At 46.2% G+C, this 21,304-nt stretch carries 19 protein-coding genes; 12 read left to right on the forward strand and 7 right to left on the reverse strand.

The genetic code is table 11. The features are described from left to right. Positions 1–67: 67 nt before the first annotated feature. The 3 genes from rlmB (at position 68) to trpS (ending at position 2,753) form a co-directional block, all read left to right on the forward strand. Positions 68–811 (forward strand): 23S rRNA (guanosine(2251)-2'-O)-methyltransferase RlmB, encoded by a 744-nt coding sequence (rlmB, locus tag R7Q11_RS23040; protein WP_017633733.1) that lies wholly within the window; start codon positions 68–70, stop codon positions 809–811. 122 nt (positions 812–933) lie between these two features. After that, positions 934–1,620 (forward strand): phosphoglycolate phosphatase, encoded by a 687-nt coding sequence (locus R7Q11_RS23045; protein WP_005382834.1) that lies wholly within the window; start codon positions 934–936, stop codon positions 1,618–1,620. Positions 1,621–1,736: 116 nt separating this feature from the next. Further along, positions 1,737–2,753, forward strand: coding sequence for a tryptophan--tRNA ligase (trpS, locus tag R7Q11_RS23050; protein WP_042523630.1), 1,017 nt, complete (start codon positions 1,737–1,739; stop codon positions 2,751–2,753). Between the two features lie 57 nt (positions 2,754–2,810). On the opposite strand, the gene R7Q11_RS23055 is transcribed toward trpS, so the two are convergent. Beyond that, positions 2,811–3,185, reverse strand: coding sequence for a hypothetical protein (locus R7Q11_RS23055; RefSeq protein ID WP_042523632.1), 375 nt, complete (start codon positions 3,183–3,185; stop codon positions 2,811–2,813). A gap of 544 nt (positions 3,186–3,729) precedes the next feature. Here R7Q11_RS23055 and R7Q11_RS23060 point away from each other — a divergent pair. The 6 genes from R7Q11_RS23060 to R7Q11_RS23085 all read left to right on the forward strand — a co-directional run bounded on the left by R7Q11_RS23060 (position 3,730) and on the right by R7Q11_RS23085 (position 12,689). Next, on the forward strand, positions 3,730–6,684 hold the full coding sequence (locus R7Q11_RS23060; RefSeq protein WP_225466746.1) for an ExeM/NucH family extracellular endonuclease: 2,955 nt from the start codon (positions 3,730–3,732) through the stop codon (positions 6,682–6,684). A gap of 189 nt (positions 6,685–6,873) precedes the next feature. Continuing rightward, positions 6,874–7,461 carry an aminodeoxychorismate/anthranilate synthase component II gene (locus tag R7Q11_RS23065; protein ID WP_033907164.1) on the forward strand — a complete coding sequence of 196 codons (588 nt, stop codon included), beginning with the start codon at positions 6,874–6,876 and terminating at the stop codon, positions 7,459–7,461. A 361-nt stretch (positions 7,462–7,822) separates the two neighbouring features. Beyond that, positions 7,823–9,034 (forward strand): aspartate aminotransferase family protein, encoded by a 1,212-nt coding sequence (locus tag R7Q11_RS23070; RefSeq protein WP_005381420.1) that lies wholly within the window; start codon positions 7,823–7,825, stop codon positions 9,032–9,034. Between the two features lie 109 nt (positions 9,035–9,143). Beyond that, on the forward strand, positions 9,144–10,163 hold the full coding sequence (gene astA, locus R7Q11_RS23075) for an arginine N-succinyltransferase (protein ID WP_005381422.1): 1,020 nt from the start codon (positions 9,144–9,146) through the stop codon (positions 10,161–10,163). Positions 10,164–10,191: 28 nt separating this feature from the next. After that, complete coding sequence (astD, locus tag R7Q11_RS23080; RefSeq protein ID WP_225466747.1) at positions 10,192–11,649, forward strand: succinylglutamate-semialdehyde dehydrogenase; 1,458 nt, start codon at positions 10,192–10,194, stop codon at positions 11,647–11,649. A gap of 248 nt (positions 11,650–11,897) precedes the next feature. After that, positions 11,898–12,689 carry a DUF1338 domain-containing protein gene (locus R7Q11_RS23085; protein WP_225466748.1) on the forward strand — a complete coding sequence of 264 codons (792 nt, stop codon included), beginning with the start codon at positions 11,898–11,900 and terminating at the stop codon, positions 12,687–12,689. 136 nt (positions 12,690–12,825) lie between these two features. On the opposite strand, the gene crp is transcribed toward R7Q11_RS23085, so the two are convergent. The 6 genes from crp to R7Q11_RS23115 all read right to left on the reverse strand — a co-directional run bounded on the left by crp (position 12,826) and on the right by R7Q11_RS23115 (position 18,439). Next, entirely contained in the window at positions 12,826–13,458 is a 633-nt protein-coding gene (crp, locus tag R7Q11_RS23090) for a cAMP-activated global transcriptional regulator CRP (RefSeq protein ID WP_005381432.1), read from the reverse strand. Between the two features lie 240 nt (positions 13,459–13,698). Then, positions 13,699–14,568, reverse strand: coding sequence for a phosphoribulokinase (locus R7Q11_RS23095; RefSeq protein ID WP_005381434.1), 870 nt, complete (start codon positions 14,566–14,568; stop codon positions 13,699–13,701). Between the two features lie 125 nt (positions 14,569–14,693). Further along, positions 14,694–14,906: a YheU family protein gene (locus tag R7Q11_RS23100; protein ID WP_005382815.1), complete on the reverse strand. Its 213-nt coding sequence runs from the start codon at positions 14,904–14,906 to the stop codon at positions 14,694–14,696. A gap of 33 nt (positions 14,907–14,939) precedes the next feature. Further along, positions 14,940–15,947, reverse strand: coding sequence for a hydrolase (locus R7Q11_RS23105; protein ID WP_033907159.1), 1,008 nt, complete (start codon positions 15,945–15,947; stop codon positions 14,940–14,942). An 87-nt stretch (positions 15,948–16,034) separates the two neighbouring features. Beyond that, positions 16,035–16,523 (reverse strand): TIGR02444 family protein, encoded by a 489-nt coding sequence (locus R7Q11_RS23110; RefSeq protein WP_033907158.1) that lies wholly within the window; start codon positions 16,521–16,523, stop codon positions 16,035–16,037. Beyond that, the gene (locus tag R7Q11_RS23115) at positions 16,520–18,439 is read right to left on the reverse strand and encodes an ABC transporter ATP-binding protein (RefSeq protein WP_053307381.1); all 1,920 of its coding nucleotides are present in this window, start codon (positions 18,437–18,439) and stop codon (positions 16,520–16,522) included. The genes R7Q11_RS23110 and R7Q11_RS23115 overlap by 4 nt, the downstream gene beginning before the upstream one ends. Positions 18,440–18,648: 209 nt before the next feature. Here R7Q11_RS23115 and kefG point away from each other — a divergent pair, with 209 nt between their 5' ends. The 3 genes from kefG to R7Q11_RS23130 are packed head-to-tail and all read left to right on the forward strand — an operon-like array spanning position 18,649 to position 21,256. Continuing rightward, the gene (gene kefG / locus R7Q11_RS23120) at positions 18,649–19,242 is read left to right on the forward strand and encodes a glutathione-regulated potassium-efflux system ancillary protein KefG (RefSeq protein ID WP_017821749.1); all 594 of its coding nucleotides are present in this window, start codon (positions 18,649–18,651) and stop codon (positions 19,240–19,242) included. Next, the gene (kefB, locus tag R7Q11_RS23125; RefSeq protein WP_005382809.1) at positions 19,226–21,022 is read left to right on the forward strand and encodes a glutathione-regulated potassium-efflux system protein KefB; all 1,797 of its coding nucleotides are present in this window, start codon (positions 19,226–19,228) and stop codon (positions 21,020–21,022) included. Before kefG ends, kefB begins: the two co-directional genes overlap by 17 nt. Before the next feature lie 33 nt (positions 21,023–21,055). Continuing rightward, on the forward strand, positions 21,056–21,256 hold the full coding sequence (locus R7Q11_RS23130; RefSeq protein ID WP_005381449.1) for a YheV family putative zinc ribbon protein: 201 nt from the start codon (positions 21,056–21,058) through the stop codon (positions 21,254–21,256). The last annotated feature ends 48 nt before the right edge of the window (positions 21,257–21,304 follow it).

A 21,304-nucleotide genomic window follows, 5' to 3' on the forward strand; every position in this document is an offset into this window, starting at 1 on the left:
GTTGAAGCGCCAACTTAGTTCAAACTCGGTTGGCGCAGGCAATACGACCAGAACAACAGGTTAAACAATGAGTAACGAATTTATCTACGGCATTCACGCAGTGAAGGCGGTATTGGAGCGCGAACCAGAGCGTTTTATCGAGGCGTACGTTTTAAAAGGTCGTCAAGATGATCGCCTAATGCCAATCCTAAATGATCTTCAGGTTTGTGGCGTTTCTATTCAGCAGATGACACGTAAAACCTTGGATGACAAAGCGCGCGGTGCAAATCACCAAGGCATCATCGCTCGTGTGAAACCAGCGAAGCAGCTGAATGAGAACGATATAGATGACATCCTGGCGCAGCACGAATCACCACTGCTATTAGTGTTAGACGGCGTGACCGATCCACACAATCTTGGTGCGTGTTTACGTAACGCAGATGCGGCAGGTGCTGCGGCGATCATCGTACCGAAAGATCGTTCTGCACCGATGAACGCAACCGTAAGCAAAGTGGCTTGTGGTGCAGCTGAAGTCGTGCCATTGATCCGAGTGACTAACTTGGCTCGTACTATGCGTACACTGCAAGAGCAAGGTATCTGGTTTGTTGGTACGGCGGGCGAAGCAACGCACGACATCTACCAAGCAAAACTGACTGGACCCCTTGCTATCGTAATGGGGGCAGAAGGTGACGGTATGCGTCGTCTGACTCGTGAAACCTGCGACGATTTGATTAAGATCCCAATGGCTGGTAGCGTTTCAAGCTTGAACGTATCTGTGGCATCCGGCATCTGTTTGTTTGAGGCAGTTCGTCAGCGTATTGCTGCAAAGTAATTGCTAAACAAGTTAATAAACAAACAGTTACTGCAAAGTCAGACATAATGATAAAAACAAAGGATGGGGTGCCATCCTTTGTCGTTTTCACCGATTTATAAATAAAAATCCTCAGGGAAGTTATGACTCAACAAGACATTAAATTCATCGCCTTCGATCTAGATGGCACTTTGCTTGATAGCGTGCCAGATCTAGCTGTCGCGGCAGACCAAGCAGTACAGGCGCTTGGCTTTCCATCGGTTTCAGAAGAACAAGTTCGTGATTACGTGGGTAACGGCGCAGACGTGCTTATTGGTCGCTCATTAAGCCAAAGCCTGACCATCAACCCAGAGCTGAGTGAAGAGCTTCGTGCTAAAGCGCGTGTATTGTTTGATGATTACTACGAGCAAAGCGGTCACAAGCTAAGTCATCTTTACCCAACGGTAAAAGAGACACTAGCAGAGCTGCACAAAGCGGGCTTTGTTATGGCGCTGGTGACCAACAAACCTTCAAAGTTTGTGCCTGACGTTTTGGAAAAGCACGACATCGCAAAATACTTCGTTGATGTCCTTGGCGGTGATGCATTCCCAGAGAAAAAACCAAACCCAGTAGCATTGAACTGGCTAATGGAAAAGCACCAAATCCAACCAAGTGAAATGCTGATGGTTGGCGACTCGAAAAACGACATTCTCGCAGCAAAGAATGCAGGCTGTGCCTCATTTGGTCTGACATATGGTTACAACCACGGTGAACCTATTTCAGCATCAAATCCAGATTTCGTCGCTGACAGTTTGGCAGAATTATTGGACGTTGTAGCGGTTTCTGCATAACGGCTACAAAAGAGCTTCCAAAATACTCGTTAATGAGTACACTGAGTAAACCGTGCACCTATTACTGCACGGTTTTTTTCATTTAATTAGATTAAGAAGTCAAAGGAATCATTCTAATGAGCAAACCCATTGTATTGAGTGGTGTTCAACCTTCAGGTGAACTAAGTATCGGTAACTACTTGGGTGCTCTACGTCAATGGCAGCAGATGCAAGACGATTATGATTGCCAATATTGTGTGGTAGACCTTCACGCGATTACGGTTCGTCAGGACCCTAAAGCGCTGCATGAAGCAACTCTAGACGCACTGGCAATTTGTCTGGCAGTTGGTGTTGACCCGAAGAAGAGCACGCTATTTGTTCAGTCACATGTACCAGAGCATGCTCAATTAGGTTGGCTTCTTAACTGCTACACTCAAATGGGTGAGCTGAGCCGTATGACTCAGTTTAAAGACAAATCGGCACGTTACGCGAATGACGTAAACGTCGGTCTATTTGACTACCCGGTGTTGATGGCGGCTGACATTTTGCTTTACGGTGCACACCAAGTACCTGTAGGCAGTGACCAGAAGCAACATCTAGAATTAGCGCGCGATATCGCAACGCGTTTCAACAATATTTACTCGCCAGAGCAGCCAATCTTCCAAGTTCCAGAGCCTTACATTCCGACAGTAAATGCGCGTGTAATGAGCCTTCAAGACGCAACGAAGAAGATGTCTAAATCTGATGACAACCGTAAGAACGTTATCACGCTGCTGGAAGAGCCTAAGTCGATCCTTAAGAAGATCAACAAAGCGCAAACTGACACAGAAACGCCACCTCGTATCGCTCACGATTGGGACAACAAGGCAGGTATCTCTAACCTAATGGGTCTGTACTCTGCGGCAACAGGTATGAGCTTTGAAGAGATTGAAGCGAAATACCAAGGCGTAGAAATGTATGGCCCATTTAAGAAAGATGTTGGTGAAGCTCTAGTTACTATGCTTGAGCCTATTCAAGCTGAATACCACCGTATCCGTGCTGACCGCGCTTACATGAACGAAGTGATGAAGCAAGGCGCTGAGAAAGCATCGGCACGTGCGGCTGAAACGCTTAAGAAAGCATACGAAGCAGTAGGTTTTGTAGCTCGCCCATAGTCGGCTAAGAACAAATACGAAAAAGCTCCACTTTGGTGGAGCTTTTTTATGCCTGTATTATTGAAATGGCGTGTCTTTCATACAGCGTTCCATGTCGTAATATTCAACACGTCCTCGAGCCCCTAGAAAGGCAGACTTCACAACCATGCCTCTATCAATGAAGTAACTAAGCTGTACGCATGATATATCGTAGCTCAGTTCTTTAATTCTCGCTGGAATCCAGTAGGTTCCTGGCGTTCTTAGACGCTGAGTAAAGGTAATAACACCCTCGTCACTGACTTCTAGCTCTTCAATACCATCCAGTTCATTTTTGGCTGATTCGATGATGTCTTGATTCGCGGTAGGTTGAAGTGGCTCACTGGCGGTCAACTGACACCCCGCTATTAAGCTAAGTAGGGAGAGAGCTAGCACACTGCGTTGAATTTTTTTCATTTGTCGTTCCTGGGTTTACAGCTAATGAGATCTTATTGTCTCGCGCAGGTGTTATATCTTTTGTGTATGTTTTTGGCTAGTGAGTAATGAAAAGTTATTGAATAAATCATGAAAACTTTGAAGTATGAGGGGCCTGTAAAAGAGAGAGCGAAGCGAGTAATAGATTCTTGGGCTTGAACAGTGATACAAGTGAAAATTAAAGCATTCTAAATTAGTGACTAATTATATTTTTTATTTGTAACAGGAACGGTTGGGTTAATAAGCTACTCAACAAGTGATGTATTTTCTACTCCTTAACATGAAGTGAAAAAGTAAACTGAGTAATCAATCTAAATTCTGACTTGTTTATCAATAGCGCTCTGTATTTATTACAAAAAATGTTTGAATGGGATGCTCTGGCATATTTTCTTATATTCACATGTGATTCATTTCACGGCTTTAATTACTCATTCTTATTTATTTCATAAATAAACCTGATAGTAGACGCAAATGGCAGGCTCTAACCAGAGCTAAGTTTGCATTTACATAAATATCAGGTATGACAATGGACACGTTAATCAAACCCTCAATACTCGCATTAACCATCGCCAGTGCACTTAGTGCAAACGCGAACGCAGAGATTATTATTTCCCAATACGTAGAAGGCGGCGCTTATAATAAAGCGGTAGAGATCGCTAATACGGGTGATACTGCGGTGACACTCACTGGCTACGAGTTGGCGAAATCATCAAACGGTGGTGGTACTTGGGGTAGCACATTCGACCTTAGCCAAGTGACGCTACAAGCTCACCAAGTGTATGTACTGGCGCATGGTGACGCGAGCGATACCATCAAAGCTGTCTCGGATATCACAGATAAAAGCGTTGCGAACTTTAACGGTGACGACCCGATCGCACTGCTTAAAGATGGTGAAGTGCACGACATCATCGGTGTGATGGGTGACGTAGATTTTGGTAAAGACACCACATTAGTTCGTAACAGTGATGCACTAACCCCTTCTGCTACTTATGATGCATCTCAGTGGACGGCATTTGAGAAAGACAACATTGACGGCCTTGGTGAGCTAAATGCGACTGAGCCACCAGCACCATTCGCTTGTGAAGTCGACGGTCAGCAACCTAACTTCACTACCATCCAAGATATTCAAGGTGAAGGCGATACGTCTCCATTCATTGATGGTTACCCATACATTACTGACGAAGATCATTTCGTAACGGGTGTCGTGACTGCTGTTACCACTGGCCTAACCAAAGGTTTCTACCTACAAGCATTAGAAAGCGACAACAACGACAAGACCTCAGAAGGCTTGTTCATTCATACTGACGCGGCAGACACGGCGCTGAAAGCTGGTGACGTTGTTTGTGTGAAAGGTAAAGTTCAAGAGTATTACAGCAATACTCAGCTTGCTTCTGATGCTAACAGCTATGTGAAAACAGGCACATCGGATATTCCTCGAGTTACCGATCTTGTTATCAAAGAAGGTGAAACACTACGTGATGCGCTAGAGCGTCATGAAGGTATGCAAGTTGAACTAACTTCGGCAAGTGACTTGTTTGTAACTCGCAACTTCTCTTACGACTACGATTCACGTCGTAACAACATGATGTTGTCTCATGAAGCGCCATTGTTTAAGCCGACTCAATTGCACGCAGCAGAGAGCGATGCAGCCTTTGAGCTAGCAAAAGACAACGCAGCGAACCGCGTATACCTAGAATCTGATGGCAAAGCACCAAACGGCCAAATCCCTTACTACCCAGATTTTGCAAAAGATGCAGACCAAGATGGCTCTTCAGAGCAGCACATTCGCCTTGGTTCTCGAGTAGAAGGTCTACAGGGTGTCGTGGCTTACAGCTACAACGAATACCGTCTGATTGCGACCAATGAAGTCGATAACACCAACTTTGTGACTTCAGGTGAAGGCTTCGATGTGGCTCGTAAAGATGCCCCAGCGATTGCGGAATCAGATTTGCGTATTGCAAGCTTCAACGTACTGAACTACTTCAACTCCGTGGCTGACAGTGGTCATGAAAACCCAACCGGACAAAACCGTGGTGCGACTAACCTAGACGAGTTCCTGATCCAACAAGCGAAAATCGTTGCGGCGATGAACAAGATGGACGCTGACATCATTGGTTTGATGGAAGTCGAGAACAATGGCTTTGGTGATGGCAGTGCTATCCAAAACTTAGTTGATGCCCTAAATGCTGAGATTGATGACGCTGAAGATCATTACACGTATGTCGAAATCGAAGAGCAAGACAAATACCAAGACGAATACTTTGGCAGTGATGCGATCATGGTGGCGATTTTATATCGTGCTAACGCAGTAACGCCAAAAGACGCTGCAAAAGTGATCATCACGCCAGAGCAGCACATTGCAGAAAACACAATTACTCGTAAAGAGGGCACAGAAAGTAACCCTGCTTACGATAAGTACCAACGACACAGTCTACTTCAGACCTTTACGGTGAAAGAGACGGGTGAAGATTTGTCTATTGTCGTAAACCACTTTAAGTCGAAAGGCTCTGAGTGTATTGAAGAGTGGATTGCTGGTGTAGAAGATTCTGAGCCAGCGGATCTGCAAGGCAACTGTAACAACTTCCGCGTTTCTGCTGCGCACGCAGTGGGTGAAGCGTTGAAAGAGGTGAAAGGCGATGTATTGCTCATGGGCGACCTCAATGCGTATGGCATGGAAGACCCACTTCTGACACTGACTGATTACTCGAAAGAGAAATACGGCCGTGACATTTATACTGCTGCTTACACAACCATTGGTGATGGTGAACTTCAAGTAGAGAAGACCAAAATTGAAAAAGGTTACGGTCTGCACAACTTAAATACGTTGCTGCACGGCACTGATACGTTTTCTTACATCTATTCGGGCGAGCTGGGTAATTTGGACCACGCATTGGCAAGCAGTAGCCTAGCGCAAAAAGTGGTAGCAATTGAAGATTGGCACATCAACTCACTAGAGAGTAACTTGTTCGAATACAGCAGCAAGTACACAGGTGATATGCCGAAGTACAAAGATGCGTTCTCTGCCTCTGACCACGATCCAGTGATCATCGCGATTGATTTACCAGATGATGACATCGATTTACCGAAAGCAGGTGACAACTTAGCCGTCGATGTCCGTTTACCACCAACGGCGGTTGTAGGTGATATTGTTACGGTGAACTTAACGCCATCCACACAAGCGGCTGCGGCAAGTAGCGATACGAAAGCTTACTCGGCTAGCCAAACCTTAGTTCAAGCTGATATTGATGCGCGTAGTGTGAATATTGAGTTTGAACAAACGCCAGAGCAAGGTAATTATCAGTTAGAAGAGAAAGTGACTGACTCGACAGGTAATATCGTGAAGTTTAGCTCTGTTCGTGATGTTTCAATGACGCAAACTGAAACTGGAACAGAAGGGTCGAAGGATTCAGATGGTGGTTCGTTTGGTTTTGGCGCGCTATTTGCGCTGCTAGGTCTCGGCTTATTCCGTCGTCGCCGCTAAGCGAATTTACTTTCTGACAAACAGTTCCTAAATAGCTGTAAAGACCAAAGGCCAGCCTATGCTGGCCTTTTTATTCAGCAAAAACTTGCCTTTCTTGCTTGGTATAGCAAAATACCGCCCTTGATTGTCACGAACGTGGCGATTCACTACGTAAGCATTGCCAAAACGGATTGGAGCAACCGACCCTTTATGTTGTTGATCATCGATAACTACGACTCTTTTACCTACAACCTTTACCAATACTTCTGCGAGCTTGGTGCAGACGTAAAGGTGGTGCGTAACGATGAAATCGATATCCAAGGCATTGAGGCGATCAACCCAACTCATTTGGTGATCTCGCCAGGGCCATGTACGCCGAACGAAGCAGGTATTTCACTGAAAGCGATAGAACACTTCGCTGGTAAGCTTCCAATATTGGGTGTTTGCCTTGGCCATCAAGCGATAGCGCAAGTGTTTGGGGGCGAAGTGGTACGTGCACGACAAGTGATGCACGGTAAGACCTCACCGATTCGTCATAACGGTCGTAGTGTGTTTAAAAATCTGAATAACCCACTCACGGTAACTCGTTATCACTCTCTTGTGGTGAAAAACGGTACTTTACCCGACGTGTTTGAACTGACTGCATGGACAGAACTGCCTGACGGAAGCATGGATGAAATAATGGGTTACCAACATAAAACCTTGCCAATTGATGCGGTGCAGTTCCACCCAGAATCAATCAAAACTGAGCAAGGTCACGAGTTGCTTGCGAACTTTTTAGCGCGCAAAGCGATCTGATCGCGATCACTTTTCTTAACAAATCATTCATCTTTTTGCTGAGGTGAGCGGATTGCAAAACTATGCGGTTCTCTCGAGTCTCTTTGTCTATTCATGTCTTTTTAAACCTTCTATCCCCTGTATTACATAACATTTATAAAAAATCACTTCTCTATTTTACTTTCTTGATGCATAAATAGTCATAAGCAGTGATTAATGGAAGTTGCTTTCGAGAACGAAAAGAATAAATCACTATTGAAATGGTTAATTAAATGTAAATACAATGCCGCAATAGCTTAAATGCAAAACATTATTTGCTGGCAAAGAGAGCCGGTTAAATTCGCTTATCTGCTACGCATGCGGTATCAAGAAGGAATGTGCAATGACAACGGAAATTAAAGTAGAGCGCGGTTTATTCGATGAGGTAATGGTACCTTGCTATAACCCGATGGAAATGATCCCTGTTAAAGGTGAAGGTTCACGTGTTTGGGATCAGGAAGGTAATGAATACATCGACTTTGCTGGTGGTATTGCAGTGAGCTGTCTTGGCCATTGTCATCCAGTAATGGTAAACGCACTAACAGAGCAAGCTAACAAGCTTTGGCACTTAAGTAACGTTATGACGAACGAACCAGCCCTTCGTCTGGCGAAAAAGCTAACAGAAGTGAGTTTTGCTGAGCGTGTGTTCTTTGCTAACTCTGGCGCAGAAGCAAACGAAGCCGCTTTGAAGCTGGCACGTCGTTATGCAGCAGACGTTCATGGCACTGAGAAGTCTGAAATCATTGCATTCAAACAAGGTTTCCACGGTCGTACATTCTTTACCGTAACGGTTGGTGGCCAAGCTGCATACTCTGACGGCTTCGGTCCTAAGCCAGGCGACGTGACACACCTTCCTTACAACGATATCGAAGCTTTACAAGCACACATGTCTGATCGTACTTGTGCGGTCATGATGGAGCCACTACAAGGTGAAGGCGGCATCGTGCCACCAACGCCTGAGTTCGCTCAAGCGGTTCGCGAGCTGTGTGACAAACACAACGCCTTACTGATCTTCGATGAAGTGCAAACTGGTAATGGCCGAACAGGTAACTTCTACGCTTACCAAGGTTTAGGTATCACGCCAGATATTCTAAGTACTGCGAAATCACTTGGTGGCGGTTTCCCGATCGGTGCAATGCTAACGACAGCAAAATTGGCAGAGCACATGAAAGTGGGCACTCACGGTTCTACATATGGCGGTAACCCACTAGCGTGTGCGGTTGCAGAAGCGGTTGTAAATGAAGTTACTAAGCCAGAGGTGTTGGCTGGTGTGCTAGAACGCGAAGCAATGTTCCGTGAAGGTCTAGAGAAGATCAACGCGAAGTACAACATCTTCTCAGAAGTGCGCGGTCAAGGCCTATTACTTGGCGCTGCACTAAATGAAGAATGGCAAGGCCGTGCGCGTGACGTGCTGGTTGCTGCAGGTAAACAAGGTCTCATGGTATTGGTTGCGGGTGCCAATGTCGTACGTTTCACACCATCACTCGTTATCACACAACAAGAAATTGAAGAAGGCTTGGCGAAACTGGATAAAGCGATCGCGACTTTAGTTTAAGCGCGATATCAGTTTAAACGTCAACGCAGACACCCCCGTCAAGGATCTCTGATGGGGGAATTGTTCCTACAATATAGTTAGGATCTTCTTGCATCTGGAGGGAGTATTGATGCTAGTAGTTCGCCCTATCGCGATGTCGGATTACGACGCACTGCACACTTGTGCGGTGGAGTCTGGTCACGGATTTACATCTCTACCGGTTAACGAAGAACTGTTAACCAATCGAATCAAACATTCAGAGTACAGCTTTGGTAAGCCAGATGTGGCAGAACCAGGCGATGAAGGCTACCTGATGGTTGGCTTTGACTCTGAAACGGGTGAGGTTGCGGGTACCACCGGAATCGAAGCATCTATCGGCTGGGATGTCCCATTTTACTCATATCACATTAGTAAAGTCGTGCACTCGTCGCCAAAGCTTGGCGTTAACAACGTCGTTAAACTGCTTACTTTTGGTAATAACTACACGGGTAACAGCGAAATTTGTACCTTGTTCTTGCGTGAGAAATTCCGCCAAGGTCTGAATGGTCGTCTAATGTCGAAGTGTCGTTTCCTAATGATGGCAGAGCACCCAGAGCGCTTCTCTGAAACGATCTTTGCGGAGATGCGTGGCGTTTCAGACGACGAGGGTAATTCACCATTCTGGCAATGGCTTCAAGAGCATTTCTTCTCTATCGATTTCACGCTTGCAGATTACCTGACAGGTATCGGCAAGAAAGGCTTTATCGCCGACTTGATGCCGAAACTGCCTATTTACATCAACCTGCTCAGCCCAGAAGCGCAAGCCGTGATTGGTCAAGTACATGACAACACGCGTCCAGCGCTGAAGCTGCTTGAGCGTGAAGGTTTTACCAACCGAGGCTACGTCGACATCTTCGATGGTGGCCCAACGGTTGAGTGTGATCTGCGTAATATTGAGTCGGTACGTCATTCATTCCGTGCGCAAGTCAAAATCTCTGAACATTCCAGCACACAAGACTTCTTGATGTGTAATTCATCTTTCGAGAACTTCCGTGCGACAGTCACTAAAGCGGCGTATGACGCAGAAACACAAAGCGTGATGATTGCACCAGACGTTGCGGATGCACTTTCGGTTGAAGAAGGGGATTTCGTTCGCCTTCTTCCGCAGTAACAGACGACAGAATTTAAGGATAGAAACAATGACACATTGGATTGCAGGTGAATGGGTACAAGGTCAGGGTGAAGCATTTACGTCTCTGTCGCCGTACAACCAAGAAGTGATCTGGCAAGGCAAAGGTGCAACGGCAGAGCAGGTGAACCAGGCGGTATCTGCAGCGCGTGAAGCGTTTATTGACTGGAAAAAGCGTCCATTTTCAGAGCGTGAGGCAATCGTGTTGGCTTTTGCGGAGAAAGTAAAAGAGAACAGCGAAAACATCGCCGAAGTGATTGCCAAAGAAACTGGTAAGCCGATTTGGGAAACGCGCACTGAAGCAGCAGCCATGGCAGGTAAAATTGCCATTTCGATTCGCGCTTATCATGACCGTACTGGTGAGGCGAGCCGTGAAGCAGCAGGCAACCAAATCGTATTGCGCCACCGCCCATTGGGCGTGATGGCGGTGTTTGGTCCTTACAACTTCCCAGGCCACCTACCAAATGGTCACATTGTGCCTGCGCTACTGGCTGGTAACACGGTAGTCTTCAAACCGTCTGAGCAAACGCCATGGACGGGTGAATTGGCAATGAAGTTATGGGAAGAAGCCGGTCTGCCGAAAGGCGTGATTAACCTTGTTCAAGGCGCGAAAGAAACTGGTATCGCCCTAGCTGACGCAAAAGGCATCGATGGCGTACTGTTTACGGGTAGCGCAAATACGGGGCATGTATTACACCGTCAATTTGCGGGTCAACCGGGCAAGATGCTCGCACTAGAAATGGGTGGTAATAACCCGATGGTGATCTCTGATAAATATGGTGATTTGGATGCCACGGTTTACACCATCATCCAGTCAGCGTTTATCAGTGCTGGGCAGCGTTGTACGTGTGCTCGTCGTTTGTATGTGCCATTGGGTGAAAAAGGCGATGCGCTTATCACCAAACTCGTTGAAGCGACACGCAATATTCGCGTAGACCAACCATTTGCAGAACCTGCGCCATTTATGGGACCGCAAATTTCGGTCGCGGCAGCCAAGTTTATTCTTGATGCACAAGCTAATCTACAGTCTCTTGGCGGTGAAAGCTTGATTGAAGCGAAAGCAGGAGAGGCGGCGTTTGTTTCTCCAGGCATCATTGATGTAACGAACATTGCTGAGTTACCAGATGAAGAGTACTTCGGCCCACTTCTGCAAGTGGTGCGCTACGAAGGATTAGACAAAGCCGTGGCGCTAGCAAACGATACGCGCTTTGGCTTATCTGCTGGTTTGGTTTCAACCGACGACCAAGAATGGGAATACTTCGTTGACCACATTCGTGCAGGAATCGTGAACCGTAACCGCCAGCTTACTGGGGCAAGCGGTGATGCGCCATTTGGTGGTCCGGGGGCGTCGGGTAACTTGCGCCCAAGCGCTTACTACGCAGCAGATTACTGTGCGTACCCAATGGCATCAATGGAAGGTCAAGAGACTGTCTTGCCTGCAACATTGAGTCCAGGTGTAGCGCTATAAGTTTTAATAATAGAGTCGCAACTATGCATTGCGGCTCACCTTGCCGGCGCATCATTTAGGTATGGGTTGTAGTGATCGTTGGCAGAACACGAAAAGTGAGCAAAGACTCGGAAAAGCGTGTTGACTGACTGGCATTTACCGTCACAGGTTGATGGTTGCTCGTTCATTATTCTGGACAACTTTTGTTGTGAACGAGCAGCCAACTTCCGCTTACCTTTAAACTCTACATCTCGTAACAAGGAGTCGTTATGACGCCCGATGTGTTATTTGAATCGCTATGGCAAGATTACATTCAACGTCTTTGCCCTTCGGCTGCTAAAGTGCATCAGCTGCTTCAAGAAGATGAGCCTCTGATGAATGATCATATAGCTTTACGTACCTTCAATATCGCGCCTCTTGGTATTGAAACTCTAGCTAAGCCATTTGTAGCTATTGGTTACAAGGCGTGTGGTGATTACATTTTCGAAAGCAAAAAGCTGGTTGCTAAGCACTATGAGCACCCAGATCCGAAGCAACCTAAAGTATTTATTAGTGAGCTAAAAGTTGAAGAGTGCTCGCCTGAGCTACAAGAGATTGTGAAAAATTTGGTGGCACAAGTCGATGCTGACAAGCTGAACGATAGCGCATTCTTACATGGTGGACGCTTGTGGGATTTAAGCTTTGCTGATTACCAAACGTTGGCTAAAGAAAGTGAGTACGCATCTTGGCTTGCGGCGCATGGTTACGGAGCAAACCACTTCACGGTGAGCGTTAACCAACTCAATGAATATGAAGAAGTGAAGCAGGTAAACGATCATCTGCGTACCGCTGGGTTTACCATTAATGAAAATGGTGGTGAAGTGAAGGGCACTCCTGAGGTGTTGCTAGAGCAGTCATCGACCATGGCTGATAAAGTAGCGGTTCGTTTTAGCGAAGGCACTGAAATTATCCCTGGCGGGTTTTATGAATTTGCTAAGCGCTATCCGATGGAAAATGGTGATTTGTACCCAGGTTTCGTGGCCGCTTCAGCTGACAAAATCTTTGAAAGTACGAATGGCTAAGTTTTAGGGTTAACCTGTTAAGCTTACTCATTAGTGTTCGCTGCACCCTATCTCATTTGGTCATGAGCAAATAAAAAGCCACCAATGTTGCCATTGGTGGCTTTTATAATTTTGTTCGTGTCACTCTAGTTTGAGATTAACGAGTACCGTAAACCACGATGGTTTTACCGTGAGCAGAGATTAGGTTCTGCTCTTCTAGCATCTTCAAAATACGACCTACTGTCTCACGAGAACAGCCAACAATTTGACCGATTTCTTGACGAGTGATCTTGATTTGCATGCCGTCTGGGTGAGTCATTGCGTCTGGTTGTTTTGCAAGGTTCAGAAGCGTCTGAGCGATACGACCAGTTACGTCTAGGAACGCCAGGTCACCCACTTTTTGGCTAGTTACTTGAAGACGACGAGCCATCTGCGCAGAAAGACGCATTAGGATGTCTGGGTTTACTTGGATAAGCTGACGGAACTTCTTGAAAGAAATTTCAGCAACTTCACAAGGAGATTTAGCACGAACCCAAGCTGTGCGCTCTTGGTCTTCCTCGAATAGACCAAGTTCACCAATAAAGTCTCCTTGGTTTAGGTAAGAAAGGATCATCTCCTTACCTTCTTCGTCTTTGATAAGAACCGCAACAGAACCTTTAACGATGTAGTACAAAGTTTCTGCCTTTTCGCCCGCGTGAATTAGCGTGCTCTTTGAAGGGTACTTATGAATATGACAGTGTGAAAGAAACCACTCTAATGTTGGGTCGGTTTGAGGTTTACCTAGAACCATAATATCTCACTTCCTCTGCAGGGTACGCTTGCGCTATCCATATTTTAGCTAAGCCTGAATTAGGCCTACTAGAATAAGAGCACTTTTTATATGCTGCAAGCTCTCTTGTGTTTCGGTAAGAAATAGTATCCTTTTTCGAAAACGATTTCTTGATTTTAATCGTGCCATGATTGAGATTTTGTAAGCAAAACTGTGCACATGATCACGGTATGAAAAGTAAACATCTTCGCAGGCAGGTTTTTAGCCAATTTTCCCTGTTTCGATGAGCTGTTGTAGGATAGGCCGAACTATGAGCTCCATTGCAAAGCTCATCTTACCGCCGGGTACGACAATCGTGTTGTGGCGTGACATGAATGAGCCATCAATCATGGCCAGCAGATATGGGAAGTCGACATTCTTGATACCGCGTAGGCGAATCACCACAAAACTCTCATCCAAACTAGGGATGCCTTTTGCATTAAGTGGGTTGGAAGTATCAACGGTCGGTACGCGCTGGAAGTTGATGTGAGTACGAGAAAACTGAGGAGTGATATAGTTGAGGTAATCGTCCATGGATCGCACGATTGAGTCCATTACCGCTTCACGCGAATGGCCGCGATCGCGAGTGTCGCGTACGAATTTTTGTATCCACTCTAAGTTCACAATCGGCACCATGCCAATTAAGAAATCCACATGTTGAGCAACATTAACATCACCATCCACCACGCCACCATGTAACCCTTCATAAAACAGCACGTCGCTGTTTTCGGGTAAGTCTTGCCACGGTGTAAACGTGCCTGGCATTTGATTGTAGGGAACCGCTTCGTCAAACGTGTGCAGATAACGGCGCACGCTGCCAGTGCCATCATGCCCGAACTTACGGAAAAACTCTTCTAGTCCCGGGAAGTCATTAGCTTGTGGGCCAAAGTAGCTAATGTGTCGACCTTGCTCGCGGGCTTTGCGAATTTCGATGTCCATTTCTGGGCGAGTAAAGCGATGGAAGCTATCGCCTTCAACCCATGCGGGTTTAACGTTCATCATATTGAACATTTTACGGAAGGCTTCAGATGTAGTGGTCGTGCCGGCACCGGACGAACCAGTAACCGCAATAATTGGGTGTTTAGCTGACATGACAAACCTTGTCGAAAATTACTTACCTGTAATGTGCAGTAGAGTTACTACTGCACGGTCGATATCCCACTATAGCACGTAACAATACCTTGTCATCGAGTGGGATACGGTAAAATGTGAAGGGTCTAAAATTTTGTTTTATGTTGAATATCGACGGTTTCGTGTAGCTCAGAGAACACGATAACCGCTTCACCTTTTTCCAATTGAGCTTTAACTTGATCAATTTTGTCTTGCAAAGAAACCTCGACGGTTCCGTAATCCGTTCCTTCGCGTAAGACGAATTCACGAATTAAGTTTTCCAATGTTTCCGGCGCAATGTCTTGCCATGGAATGATCATAAATACCTCTAACTTTTATGATGAGCGGCTAGTTTACTGCGTTCGTTGCTTGGATACAGCAGAAAGGTAATCTGCGGCGATACTTTCGTAATACGCGGGCAGCGCTTCCTCCAACCAAAACTTAGGTTTTAACGCCGTTCCTGTCAGGAAGCCAACATGGCCACCGTGTTCAAAGAGACGGTAATCAATGTTATCTGGCAGAACAAACTTCGGGATCACATCGTCGGTCATGAACGGATCGTCTTTGGCATGGATGATCAGTGTGGGTAGCGTGATTTGCTGTAGTTTACTTAAGCCAGAGCATTGGTCGTAATAATCTTGTGCGTCTTTGAAGCCATGCAATGGTGCCGTAATCAAATCATCGAATTCATACAATCGTGTGACACGTTTTATTGAGTTGTAGGACAGCGCAAGCTCGCCATGCAGTAGATGATGCTTTTGTAACGCGTTACGTTTCAGTGAAGAAAGCAGATAACGGCGATACACTTTTGAAAAGCCTTGTTCTATACGGTTTGCACACGCCGCTAGGTCTAAAGGCGCTGAGATAATAGTCGCTGCATTCAAAATAGGGTGGTCTTTATATTGGGCTAAATAATTCGCCAACATGTTACCGCCAAGAGAAATACCAACTGCAACTTTGGGATTATCAGGAAAACGTTGTTCAAGGTGCTCTAGGAAGTAACGAGCATCCGTCACTTCACCCGAGTGGTAAGCTCGTGCTTTTTTGTTTGGTTTACCGCTGCAGCCACGAAAATGCATCATCACCGACAGCCATCCAGATTGAGCAAATGCATTCATTAACCCATTGGCATAAGGGCTATAGAAGCACCCCTCTAATCCATGAAATAAAACAAAAATCGGCTTTTTTTGTGCAGGCTCTTGGGTTGGGTCCTCGCTCCACGCGAGATCGAGAAAGTCGCCATCGGATGTATCGAGGGTTTGCCAAATCGGCGTAAATAACGCTTTTTTGCGAATAAAACGCGGCAAAAGCGTTTGGAGATGCGGGTTTTTGATCCCGGCGGCTGCGAAAAATTGTGTCATACCTAACTGCTCTTATGCGGTCCTTCGGTGTCCGTTGAAGAACTTATTAATATAATCCTTTATAAAGATTATAGGTATTCTACAGATTTATGGGCGTTTTGGTGGTTGAATGTTTGGCACCGGAATAGCAAAGGCTTGCTGCAAATGCTCCCCACCGAGTTGACGACAGTATCTCAACGTCAGTGGGTCACCATCATTTTTGAGTAGTGCAAGTGAGTTAATGCAGTCCACCAAATCCGCTTGTTGCTGCTTTTCTAGTTGCAGCTCAAACTGCAAGGTCTCACGATACAAAGCGTCATTGACTTGAGACTTAAGGTGGCGACGAAGGTCGCGAAAGGAGTGAAGTAAAGTTTCGCTTCTACCTAGACAGTCTTGCACCAAGGGCCAGTCTTTTTCTTGGAAAATGAGTTGCTGCTCATCGAGCCATCTGAGCAGCAGGAGTAGGTTCACGTTACCGTGGTAGTTGTTTTGCAATGATAAGCACGCCTCTTTCACTTCTCGCACACCATAAAACTGCAGACTAAACTGCCAAAGGTGTTCTAGGGTGAGTGTGTATTCAGCGTGTTGATTACTCATTGATTAAACTCTAGCTCCATCTGCTCCAACGTTTCTTGAGCAGACATCCATTCCATTTCAATTTCTTCGAGCTCAGCCTTACTAGAAGCTTGAAGTGCCAGCACTTGGTTAAGTTTAGCTTTATTTTCGGCCGCATACAGTGAGTTGTCCGCCAATTGTTCTTCAGCTTCGGCCAGTGCAGCACCTAACTTATCCATTTTATTTTCTAGTTGTGTCAGCGTTTTGCGAATTGGCGCTGTCTGTTTTCGAAACTCTGCATCGCGACGTTTTTGCTCTTTTTTCGCTGCCGCGCTGTTGGCGCTATCTTTGGCTGGCTGTGCGGCTTGTGCTTCTTTGCGTTCCGCTCTTTGTTGTTCGGTTAACCACTTGTAATAGTCATTTAAGTCACCGTCGAACGGAGCAACTTGTCTATCATGCACTAAATACAAGTCATCGGTCGTAGCGCGCAGTAAATAGCGGTCGTGCGAAACAATCACCATCGCACCTTCGAATGTTTGCAGTGCCATCGTCAATGCTTGGCGCATGTCCAAGTCTAAGTGGTTGGTCGGTTCATCAAGTAGCAACAGGTTTGGCTTTTGCCACACAATTAAAGCCAATACCAAACGGGCTTTTTCGCCACCAGAAAACGGCGCAACTTTTTCTAGTGCTTTGTCACCTTGGAAGCCAAAGCTACCTAGGTAATCACGTAGCTGCTGTTCGGTTTGATCGGGTGCGATTTGCATCATGTGTTGCAGCGGCGTTTCTTCAGGATGAAGCGTTTCTAACTGGTGCTGAGCGAAGTAACCAATTTTCACGCCTTGTGAGTAAGTTAGGTCACCACCTTGCGCGTTAAGTTCACCAGAGAGCAGCTTGATTAAGGTCGATTTACCCGCACCATTACGGCCGAGTAAACCAATACGACTGCCAGGAACCAAGTTCAAGCGGATCTTCTCTAAGATGAGGTTGTCACCGTAACCTGCAGATACTTCATCCATCATCATGATTGGGTTTGGCAGCGCAGCTGGCTCACGGAATTGAAAGCTAAATGGGTTATCGAATTGAGCTGGCAGTACTTTTTCCATGCGCTCCAAAGCTTTGATACGGCTTTGGGCTTGGCGTGCTTTTGATGCTTTGTAACGGAAGCGGTCGATGTAGCTTTGCATGTGCGACATCTGCTTCTGTTGCTTTTCAAACATCGCTTGTTGTAACACCATTTTTTGCGCACGTTGGTTTTCGAATGACGAGTAGTTACCCGTGTATTCGTTCAGCTGCTGATTCTCGATGTGAATGATGCGACCAACAATTGGATCAAGGAAGTCTCGGTCGTGCGAGATCAGAATCAGCGTGCCAGGGTAGTTTTGTAGCCAACGCTCTAACCACATTACCGCATCCAAATCCAAGTGGTTGGTTGGTTCGTCGAGTAGCAGTAGATCAGAACGACACAATAGCGCTTGAGCCAAGTTAAGACGCATACGCCAACCACCCGAGAATTGGGTCAAACTCCAACTCATTTGCTCTTGGCTGAACCCTAAACCATCGAGCAGTTCTGCCGCGCGAGCGCGAATGCTGTAACCACCAATGGTTTCAATTTTACCGTGTATCTCGGCAACTAGGGTTCCGTTGTCTTGTGTTTCTGCTTCAGCCAACTGCTTTTCGAGTGCTCGGTACTCGCGATCACCATCAATGACGTATTCCAGTGCAGTGCGCTCTAGCGCAGGCGTTTCCTGTGCGACCCAGGCCAACTCCCAATGTTGAGGTTGGCTAAATGAGCCAGCATCAATTGACAGTTCATCTTTCAGTAGGGCAAACAGCGTTGATTTACCGCAGCCGTTTTTGCCCACAAGACCGACTTTATCGCCAGGGTGAATAGTCGCAGAAGCTTGGTCTAAAAGAGGTTTACCGCCACGCAGTAACTGAATATCAGAGAAGGTAATCATAAAGTTTTCATTCACTTTGCGCAGTGCGCGTTGCTTGGTTACATAGCGAAGTGGTTTCAATCGTTTTTAAAGCCACTTGGGTATATATCTAGCGGTGAATAGTAGGGGTATTGACCGGAAAAGTCGATTGATTCGCTTTAATTGCATTATGCTGTACAAAAAAGTATAACAATTTGATAACGGATAAAAATAACCACAAGGACGACCATTTGGCTGTTGCACCGTCTATTCTCCCAAAAGTTCTGGTCATTTATGCTCATCCAGAGCCACATAACTCGATTGCCAATCAAGTGATGATAAAAAAAGCTCAGTCGCTTGATCACGTCACTGTGCACGATCTTTACGGTGTTTACCCTGATTTCTTTATTGATGTGAATTACGAACATGAGTTGTTGCTCGCTCACGATGTGATTGTATTTCACCACCCACTTTATATGTATTCATGTCCAGCCCTATTAAAAGAGTGGCTAGACCGAGTGTTAGGTAAAGGCTTTGCGTTTGGCGGAGGTGCGGCGCTAGAAGGAAAATACTGGCGTAGTGTCATTACAACAGGTGGTAAAGAAGAAGCCTTCAGCGCGAAGGGGTACAACAAATACCCACTTGAGCAAATCTTGCAACCGTTTGAACTGACGGCAGCCCTATGCCAAATGCACTGGATTGAACCTCTGGTGTTGTATTGGTCAAGAAATGTTTCGGATATTGAACGCTACGAACATGCCGAGTTATACCGTGGATGGTTGAGTAACCCACTTGAAAACTGGCAAGCGGCAGAGCGAGGAGGTCAGTATGGCGATCACCAGTGAGTTTCTTCAAAGCAGTGTGGTCTTTCTTTCGGCTGCGGTTATTGCGGTGCCGATTGCTCAGCGCCTTGGGCTTGGCTCGGTTTTAGGTTATTTACTCGCTGGTGTGTTGATTGGCCCATGGGGGCTTGGCTTAATTAGCGACGTTGATGCCATTTTGCATTTTGCCGAGCTTGGGGTTGTGTTGTTACTGTTTTTGATAGGGCTGGAATTAAACCCTAAAAAATTGTGGCAGATGCGAGGGCCGATTTTAGGTTTAGGCGGTGCGCAGGTTGTGGTCACGACCGCCGTGATTGGTAGTGTCGTCAGTATGTTTGGCGTAAGCATGCAAGTGAGTTTGGTGATCGGGATGGGGTTGGCGCTGTCCTCGACGGCGATTGCGCTTAAAGTCATTGAAGAGCAAGGGCTTAATGGTACCGAAACGGGGCAATCTGGTTTTGCGGTGCTGCTCTTTCAAGATATTGCAGTGATCCCGATGCTGGCGATGTTGCCCTTGCTAGCAGGCGGGCATAGTGGTGGAAGTTGGTTGGATGTCTTCACTATTTTAGGCAGTGTGGTAGCACTGTTGATTGGAGGTCACTTTTTACTACGTCCGCTATTTCGTTTTGTCGTGATGAGCGGCGTTCGTGAGCTCTTTACCGTTGCTGCACTTTTAGTCGTGCTTGGCATTTCGGTCGTGATGCAAAAGCTCGGCCTTTCGATGGCATTGGGGACTTTTTTAGCAGGCGTTTTGCTGGCAGAGAGTGAGTATCGCCATGAGTTGGAAATCGCTATCGAGCCATTTAAAGGTCTGTTGTTGGGGTTATTCTTTATTGCGGTGGGCATGGCGGTAAACTTGGGGTTATTGGCATTACATCCTTTAGAGATTCTCGGTGCGGTGGTGGCTTTGGTCGTGGTTAAGGGTTTGGTTTTGTATGCATTGGCGAGAGCTGCCCGTGTCGGAGCCAAAGCGAGAAGCCGTATGGCTGCAATTTTGAGCCAAGGCGGTGAGTTTGCCTTTGTCATATTTACCGCGGCGAGCCAAGAGGGCATTTTGTCCAAAGAGCAAGTGGCGTTTCTGTTGGTGGTGGTCAGTCTATCCATGGTGACGACTCCTCTTTTGCTGATGGGACAAAAGAAGTGGTTTGCTCATACCCTGAATCAAGAAGAAGAGGGCATGACCACGAAAGTCGTGGATCGCCGACCACGCGTTATCATTGCAGGCTTTGGACGTTTCGGTCAGATCGTCGGACGTTTAATGTATGCCAATAAAATCAAAGTGACAGTATTAGAAAGTGATGCCAGCCAAATCCACCTATTACGTAAGTATGGTTACAAAGTGTTTTATGGCGATGCGACACAAATTGACCTATTGAGGGCTGCTGGCGCTGATAAAGCGGAAGCATTGGTTATTTGTACTGATTCACCTGATGAGGTGATGGCCATCGTGGACATTTGTCGCGTGCACTTCCCGAAACTTAAGTTGTTAGCCCGAGCAAGAAGTCGTGTCGAGGCTTACCAGTTAATGAGTCATGGTGTAGAGAATTACTCTCGTGAAACATTTTTAGGGGCGCTAGATCTCGGTCGCCAAGCGCTCGTAGAACTGGGTATGCATCCTTATCAAGCAAAGCGGGCAGAAGCACATTTTCGCAAGTTAGATAATGCTATGCTTAAAGACTTATTGCCTCAACACAATGAAGATAAGAAATTAGCTCAAAGAGCGAAAGAGGCCCGCAAAGAGCTAGAAGAAATATTTGGTCGTGAAATGGAGAGCGACCATCAGTCACCTAATCATTGGAAGTAGTACTTGAGCCAAGACTCAAGCTAAGGAAATAGCGTGAAAATCAAGAAACGTTTTATTGCCGGCGCTAGCTGCCCAAATTGCAGCCAGCAAGATACCCTGCGCTGGTGGATTGAAAATAACATCGAATTAGTTGAGTGTGTCGAGTGTGAGTTTACAGAGCAGCGTAAACCACAATCTGTAGAGAAAAATAAACACTCAGATCAGGAAATGATCGGAATTTTTAAGCCGGAGTAATTGAACTTCGATAATTGATCCCCATAATACACCCAGATATCTCAGTAC

Source organism: Vibrio sp. 970, assembly GCF_033339075.1.

Excerpts from the sequence above, each read along its gene's own strand:
- rlmB (WP_017633733.1), top strand. The coding sequence starts at position 68 with ATGAGTAACGAATTTATCTACGGCATTCACGCAGTGAAGGCGGTATTG.
- R7Q11_RS23045 (WP_005382834.1), top strand. The coding sequence starts at position 934 with ATGACTCAACAAGACATTAAATTCATCGCCTTCGATCTAGATGGCACT.
- trpS (WP_042523630.1), top strand. The coding sequence starts at position 1,737 with ATGAGCAAACCCATTGTATTGAGTGGTGTTCAACCTTCAGGTGAACTA.
- R7Q11_RS23055 (WP_042523632.1), bottom strand. The coding sequence starts at position 3,185 with ATGAAAAAAATTCAACGCAGTGTGCTAGCTCTCTCCCTACTTAGCTTA.
- R7Q11_RS23060 (WP_225466746.1), top strand. The coding sequence starts at position 3,730 with ATGGACACGTTAATCAAACCCTCAATACTCGCATTAACCATCGCCAGT.
- R7Q11_RS23065 (WP_033907164.1), top strand. The coding sequence starts at position 6,874 with ATGTTGTTGATCATCGATAACTACGACTCTTTTACCTACAACCTTTAC.
- R7Q11_RS23070 (WP_005381420.1), top strand. The coding sequence starts at position 7,823 with ATGACAACGGAAATTAAAGTAGAGCGCGGTTTATTCGATGAGGTAATG.
- astA (WP_005381422.1), top strand. The coding sequence starts at position 9,144 with ATGCTAGTAGTTCGCCCTATCGCGATGTCGGATTACGACGCACTGCAC.
- astD (WP_225466747.1), top strand. The coding sequence starts at position 10,192 with ATGACACATTGGATTGCAGGTGAATGGGTACAAGGTCAGGGTGAAGCA.
- R7Q11_RS23085 (WP_225466748.1), top strand. The coding sequence starts at position 11,898 with ATGACGCCCGATGTGTTATTTGAATCGCTATGGCAAGATTACATTCAA.
- crp (WP_005381432.1), bottom strand. The coding sequence starts at position 13,458 with ATGGTTCTAGGTAAACCTCAAACCGACCCAACATTAGAGTGGTTTCTT.
- R7Q11_RS23095 (WP_005381434.1), bottom strand. The coding sequence starts at position 14,568 with ATGTCAGCTAAACACCCAATTATTGCGGTTACTGGTTCGTCCGGTGCC.
- R7Q11_RS23100 (WP_005382815.1), bottom strand. The coding sequence starts at position 14,906 with ATGATCATTCCATGGCAAGACATTGCGCCGGAAACATTGGAAAACTTA.
- R7Q11_RS23105 (WP_033907159.1), bottom strand. The coding sequence starts at position 15,947 with ATGACACAATTTTTCGCAGCCGCCGGGATCAAAAACCCGCATCTCCAA.
- R7Q11_RS23110 (WP_033907158.1), bottom strand. The coding sequence starts at position 16,523 with ATGAGTAATCAACACGCTGAATACACACTCACCCTAGAACACCTTTGG.
- R7Q11_RS23115 (WP_053307381.1), bottom strand. The coding sequence starts at position 18,439 with ATGATTACCTTCTCTGATATTCAGTTACTGCGTGGCGGTAAACCTCTT.
- kefB (WP_005382809.1), top strand. The coding sequence starts at position 19,226 with ATGGCGATCACCAGTGAGTTTCTTCAAAGCAGTGTGGTCTTTCTTTCG.